Here is a 6,126-nt window from a genome sequence, read left to right as displayed (position 1 = left end):
GGGGGGGGGGGGTCGGCTAGCTGCTGCCCGCGGCCGTGGCCTTGCTGGGGCGGCGCCGACGACGCCGGCGACCCGACCGCGACGGCTGGGCCTGGTCGCCGTCGGCGGCGGCCGGCTCGGACGAGGTGTCGTCTTGCGGGGAGTCCTGCGGGGCGGCCTCGGTGACCTCGGGATGCCCGCTGACGGCCTTGCCGCCGCGGGTGCGCCGCCGGTTGCGGTCGGTGCGCCTGGCCGGCTTGTCCGCCTTCTCCTGCCCGCCCGCGCCGTCGGCCGAACCGCGCCGGGATTCCCGGCGGGGGCCACCCGCGCTGCGGGCCGGGCCCACCTTGCCGCCGGCCTCGGCGGGGATGTCGAGCTCCTCGAACAGGTGCGGCGAGCTGGAGTAGGTCTCGGCGGGATCCGGGCACTCCAGGCCCAGCGCCTTGTCGATCGTCGCCCAGCGGGGCAGCTCGTCCCAGTCCACCAGCGTGACCGCGATCCCGGTCTTGCCGGCGCGGCCGGTGCGGCCGATGCGGTGCACGTAGGACTGCTCGTCCTCGGGGATCTGGTAGTTGATCACGTGGGTGATGTCGTCGATGTCAATGCCTCGAGCTGCCACGTCCGTCGCCACCAGCACGTCGACCTCGCCGGTGCGGAAGGCCTTGAGCGCCTTCTCCCGGGCGGCCTGGCCGAGGTCACCGTGCACGGCGCCGACCTTGAACCCGCGCTCGGCGAGCTCGTCGGCGACCTTCTGGGCGGTGCGCTTGGTCCGGGTGAAGATCATCGTGGCACCCCGGCCGTTGGCCTGCAGCACCCGGCTGACCAGCTCGACCTTGTCCAGCGCGTGGGCGCGGTAGACGAACTGCTCGGTGGTGTCGTGGGTGGCCGCCGAATGCGGGGCCTCGGCGCGGATGTGCGTCGGCTGGGTCATGAACGTGCGGGCCAGCGTGATGATCGGGTCCGGCATGGTGGCCGAGAACAGCATCGCCTGACGCTTCTCCGGGATGCGGGCCAGGATGCGCTCGATGTCGGGCAGGAAGCCCAGGTCCAGCATCTCGTCGGCCTCGTCGAGGACCAGCGTGGACAGGCCGCCGAGCTGCAGGTGGCCCTGCTGGGCCAGGTCGAGCAGCCGGCCCGGGGTGCCCACGACCACGTCGACGCCCTTCTGCAGCGCCTCGATCTGCGGCTCGTAGGGCCGCCCGCCGTAGATGGAGGTGACGCTGAACTTGCGGTCGTCGGCGCGCAGGTACTTGGCCGCCCCGGCGAGGTCGTCGTAGACCTGCAGGCACAGCTCGCGGGTCGGGACCACGACCAGCGCCCGCGGGATCCCGGTCAGCGGGCGGTCGGTGTCGGTGCTGATCCGGTGCAGCAGCGGCACGCCGAACGCGAAGGTCTTGCCCATGCCGGTGCGGGCCTGGCCGATCAGGTCGTCGCCGGCCAGCGCCAGCGGCAGGGTCAGCTCCTGGATCGCGAAAGCGTGCTCGATGCCGGACTCGGCCAGGGCGCGGACGATCTCGTCGCGGACGCCGAGCTGGGCGAAGGTCGGGGTGTGGTGTGTTATCGGGGTCATGCGGGTAGACGAAGCCTTTCGATTCCTCATGCGTCCACGCGCGCACGAGTGTGAAGAGCTTCTTCGCCGGGCCCTGCGCTGAGGAGGCGGGCCGCCGCGTGCGCGCACATTTCCTGGGTGCCTGCGGCGAATTCTGTCGAGCTGACCAGCTTCGATCCGTCGACGTTCGCGCCGACACCGGTACCCATGGTAGCTGGTCGGATCGCCCGAGCGTGAATGCGGCCCCGCGCCGGTTAGAGTTGGCGACATGAACTCCACGCCGTCCGCAGCCGGTTCTGCTGCCCCGGCGGCGGGTCAGGACGTCTCCGGGCAGCCGGGCGTGTCGGGCGATCATCCGGGGATCGTCGAGCTGTTCGCGCTGCTGGCCTACGGCGAGGTCGCGGCGTTCTACCGGCTGACCGACGAGGCGCGGATGGCGCCCAACCTGCGCGGCCGGATCAACATGGCCAGCATGGCCGCGGCCGAGATGAACCACTACGACGTGCTGCGCGATGCGCTGGAGCGCCGTGGCGTCGACGTCGTCCCCGCGATGACGCGCTACGCGTCGGCGCTGGAGAACTACCACCGCCTGACCACCCCGAGCACCTGGCTGGAGGCGCTGGTCAAGACCTACGTCGGCGATGCGCTGGCCGCCGACTTCTACCTCGAGATCGCCGGTTCGCTGCCCGGCGAGGTCGGCGACGTGGTGCGCTCGGTGCTCTCCGAGACGGGACACTCGCAGTTCGTCGTCGCCGAGGTGCGGGCCGCGGTGACGGCCAGCGACCGCCAGCGTCACCGGTTGGCGCTGTGGTCGCGTCGGCTGCTGGGTGAGGCGATCACCCAGGCGCAGTACGTGCTGGCCGACCACGACGAGCTCGTCGACCTGGTGATGTCCGGCGGCGGGCTGTCGCAGATGACGGAATTCTTCGACCAGCTGCAGCACACCCACAGCAGCCGGATGCGCGAGCTGGGCCTGGCCTGAGCGCTACCGCGTGCAGTTGGTGATGATCGAGTTGTTGTTCTGCGACGCGATCACGTTCCCGTTGGCGTCGGTGATGCTGCAGTTGAGCTGACCCCGCACGCTGGTGGCGGTCACCGAGCTCAGCGTGACGCCCGGATCCAGCACCACGGTCTTCGACCAGGGCAGCGCGGCGTTCACCTCGGTCTGCAGCGCACCCTGCTGATCGGTGTAGATGACGGTCACGAGGTCGATCAGCTGGCGGTTGCCGGTGATCCGGTAGGTGATGGTGCCGGGCGCGGCCGACACCGGCGGCGGGGCGGCCTGCGGCGCGGGCAGCAGCGAGCTGGTCGGCGCCGGCGGGGGAGTCTGCGCGCTGGGCGTGATCGTGGTGACCGTCTCGGCGGGCAGCGACGGTGTCGCCGTCGCGCTCGGGGCCGGGGCCGGGGACCGGGTCGGGCTGGGCGCCGGTGCGGCGCTGGGGCTGGAGACCGGGGCCGCGACCGTCGCCGACACCGAGCCGCTGTCCCCGCCGCTGAGGATCATGCTCGTCGCGATCACCGCGACGAACAGCACCGCGCCGCACACCCCGGCGATCCACATCCAGCGCCGGTCGATGCGGGCCTCGTCGATCGCGTGGTCGTAGTCGACGGGCTCGTAGGGGTCGTAGTCGTCGTCCAGATAGCGCGGGTACTCGTCGGTGTCGAGGTCGCCGTAGCGATCGTCGTCGTCGAGGTCCCTGCTGTAGCGGCCACCGGCGCGCGTGCTGCGAATGCGCTCGGTGGGCGTCAGGGCATACGGTGATTGCGCGGTATAAGGCCTGTTCATGCAGCTATCCCAGTCGTCTCGTGCATTACCGGGGCCGATGCTAGCGAGGCAGAAGTGACGTATGAGGTTCGCCGCGCATGCGCCGCGGTCACGGTCGGGACTCGGTTCGGTCGCCTCCGCGTCGCGGGTGGCCGACGCGGCGCGTGCGTTCGCTGACCGCGTAGGTCCCGGCACAGCACGCCATGGCCGGTGTCGATTAGCCTCCTGGGGAGAACACGAGCAGACGAACGGAAAGGTGCTCACCGTGGAGGTCAAGATCGGTGTCACGGACAGCCCGCGCGAGCTGATGCTCAACAGCGCGCAGACGCCGGCGGAGGTGGAGAAGCTGGTCGCCGATGTGCTGTCCACCGGAACGGGAGTGCTGGCCCTGACCGATGAGAAGGGCCGCCGGTACCTCGTGCAGGCCGGCAAGATCGCCTATGTCGAGATCGGCGCGGCCGACGCCCGCCGGGTCGGATTCGGGGTCGGAGCGGAGGCCATCACCGCCGGCTGAGCTTTTTCGGCCGGCCTGTCCGCCGAAATGGCATTCCAGCAGCGAAAGTGCGAGAAGCGCCCTGCTGGAATGCGATTTCGGCGGCGAGGGGCCTCGGCGGGGCCCCGGGGCCCCGGCGGGGGGCCTCGGCGGCGAGGGGCTCCGGCGGGGGGCCTCGGCGCCCCGGGGGACGGGTCAGGACCGGGTCAGCGGGACGTGGCTCAGGCCGCCCCAGATGAACTGGACGGTGCCCTCGACGGCATCGTCCTTGTCGATCGGGCGGTCGTTGTTGAGCCAGTAGCGCGCCGAGTCGACGCTGATGCTGACCAGCCCCACCGCGATCATCCGGGCCCGGTGCGGTTCCAGCCCGGAGTCGTGGCTGATCAGGTCGAACACCGCGTCGGTGCACGACTCGGTGGCGACCTTGACCTGCGCGGCCACCTGGGGCTCGGTGACGTAGTCGTTCTCGAAGATCAGCCGGTAACCCTGGCTGTCGTGCTCGATGAAGTCGAAGAACGCCTGCACGGCGGCGCGCACCCGCTGACGGTTGTCGGTCGTGGTGCGCAGCGCCTGCCGCACCCCGGACACCAGGTTGTCCACGTGCCGGGCCAGCACCGCGAGGTAGAGCTCAACCTTCGATGAGAAGTGCTGGTAGAGAACGGGTTTGCTGACGCCCGCCCGCTCGGCGATCTCGTCCATGCCTGCTGCGTGGTAACCGCGGTCGACGAAAACCTCGCTGGCCGCGGCCAACAACTGCCCACGGCGTTCGTCGCGGGGCAGCCGGTTGCCGCGGCGGGCCGGCACCGGCGCGCCGGTGCCGTTGGCGGGTTGGCCCCCTCGTCGCTGCGCAGTCTTGGCGACCTCGCTCATCAGAACCTCGAGTCCTACTGCCGGCGCGACCGGCACAGTCCATTCGCTCGCACTGACACTACTACCGTCGGGCGATGCTGCGGCGGACGACATGAGCTGCGGGGGCCCCGGCCGAGGGCGCGCCAGGCGGGGAAGTCGTCTGAGCTGTGTCATCCTGGTCCGGTGACTCACGACTCCCGCACGCGAGGAGGACCGATGGGTACAGAGCGTCGCGGGGACGGTCGGGTGCCGGTGCTCCGCGACGAGTGGCGTGAGCCGCTCCGCGCACAGCGCGACCCGTTGGCCGAGGACTCCGGCCGGGTCAGATCCAACCGGGACGACCGTAAGCGCTGGCGCAAGCAGACCTGGATCGGCCGCTTCGTCTCCACCTACGGATGGCGGGCCTATGCGCTGCCGGTGCTGGCGGTGCTGACCGTCGTGGTGATCTACCAGACCATCACCGGCACCAGCGTGCCGGCCGCCGAGGAGGAACAGGGCCCGGTGCAGGGGCCCCCGACCATCGGGGTACCCAGCACCGCGATCGTCGGCGCGCCACCCAAGGGGCTGACCGAGTTCGACGCCAGCCTGCCGACCGGGATCCTGCCCGACGGCGGCCCGTTCACCCCGGCCGGTGCGCGCACCTGGCATGTCGTTCCCGGCACCTCCCCGCAGATCGGGGAGGGCACCACCAAGGTGTTCAACTACACCGTCGAGGTCGAGGACGGCGTGGACACCACGACGTTCGGCGGCGACGAGGGTTTCGCCCGGATGGTCAGTGAGACGCTGGCCAACCCGAAGAGCTGGACGCACAATCCGCAGTTCGCGTTCGTGCGGGTGGACGACACCTCGGGCATCGAACCCGACTTCCGGGTGTCGCTGTCCTCGCCGATGACGGTGCGCGACGGCTGCGGCTACGACATCCAGCTGGAGGCGTCCTGCTACAACCCGTTCTTCGAGGGCCAACCGCGGGTGTTTCTCAACGAGGCGCGCTGGGTGCGCGGCGCGGTGCCCTTCCAGGGCGACATCGGTTCCTACCGGCAGTATCTGATCAACCACGAGGTGGGCCACGCGATGGGCTACCCGCGCCACGAGCAGTGCGCCGAGGACGGCGGGTTGGCGCCGGTGATGATGCAGCAGACGTTCTCGACGTCCAACGACGACGCCGCCCGCTTCGACCCCGGCACGGTGACCGCCGACGGCAAGAGCTGCCGGTTCAACCCCTGGCCGTACCCGATCGCCTGATTTTCTGTCGTCCGTACCGCGAGCGGGCGTGTTTGCACGCTCCCGCTCCGCGTGTCGCGTGCAACAGCGCGCGCTAATGGGTCTTGATCGGTGTTTCGTTGCCGGGTTTGGAGGCCTTGTCGCGCGACGCTGATTGTGAGCGGCTGGTCGGTGAGTACTTGCGCGCGCTGGACCTCGAGTCCTATGGCGAGATCGTGCCCCGGCCGGTTGTGGGTTCACCGTAAGTGCTGAAGGGATGTCGTGCCGGAG

At 70.4% G+C, this 6,126-nt stretch carries 6 protein-coding genes; 3 read left to right on the top strand and 3 right to left on the bottom strand.

Annotated features, from left to right (window positions below; all coding sequences use genetic code 11):
- Positions 1–16: 16 nt before the first annotated feature.
- The gene (locus tag JDV09_RS20010) at positions 17–1,549 is read right to left on the bottom strand and encodes a DEAD/DEAH box helicase (protein WP_221370883.1); all 1,533 of its coding nucleotides are present in this window, start codon (positions 1,547–1,549) and stop codon (positions 17–19) included.
- A gap of 247 nt (positions 1,550–1,796) precedes the next feature.
- Here JDV09_RS20010 and JDV09_RS20005 point away from each other — a divergent pair, with 247 nt between their 5' ends.
- A complete protein-coding gene (locus tag JDV09_RS20005) occupies positions 1,797–2,510 on the top strand; it encodes a ferritin-like fold-containing protein (RefSeq protein WP_221370882.1) in 714 nt (237 codons plus the stop codon).
- A 3-nt stretch (positions 2,511–2,513) separates the two neighbouring features.
- Here the strand turns inward: JDV09_RS20005 and JDV09_RS20000 are convergent, their stop codons facing one another.
- Complete coding sequence (locus JDV09_RS20000; protein WP_221370881.1) at positions 2,514–3,314, bottom strand: hypothetical protein; 801 nt, start codon at positions 3,312–3,314, stop codon at positions 2,514–2,516.
- Between the two features lie 244 nt (positions 3,315–3,558).
- On the opposite strand from JDV09_RS20000, the gene JDV09_RS19995 reads away from it, so the two are divergent.
- Positions 3,559–3,807: a DUF3107 domain-containing protein gene (locus JDV09_RS19995; protein ID WP_221370880.1), complete on the top strand. Its 249-nt coding sequence runs from the start codon at positions 3,559–3,561 to the stop codon at positions 3,805–3,807.
- 174 nt (positions 3,808–3,981) lie between these two features.
- On the opposite strand, the gene fasR is transcribed toward JDV09_RS19995, so the two are convergent.
- Positions 3,982–4,656 (bottom strand): HTH-type transcriptional activator FasR, encoded by a 675-nt coding sequence (fasR, locus tag JDV09_RS19990; RefSeq protein ID WP_221370879.1) that lies wholly within the window; start codon positions 4,654–4,656, stop codon positions 3,982–3,984.
- Positions 4,657–4,851: 195 nt separating this feature from the next.
- Here fasR and JDV09_RS19985 point away from each other — a divergent pair, with 195 nt between their 5' ends.
- Complete coding sequence (locus tag JDV09_RS19985) at positions 4,852–5,877, top strand: DUF3152 domain-containing protein (RefSeq protein WP_221370878.1); 1,026 nt, start codon at positions 4,852–4,854, stop codon at positions 5,875–5,877.
- The last annotated feature ends 249 nt before the right edge of the window (positions 5,878–6,126 follow it).

The organism is Mycolicibacterium xanthum (assembly GCF_019710635.1).
Taxonomy (GTDB): Bacteria; Actinomycetota; Actinomycetes; order Mycobacteriales; family Mycobacteriaceae; genus Mycobacterium; species Mycobacterium xanthum.
Note: the sequence above shows the minus strand (reverse complement) of the source record. Positions and strands in the feature narration are given on the sequence as shown.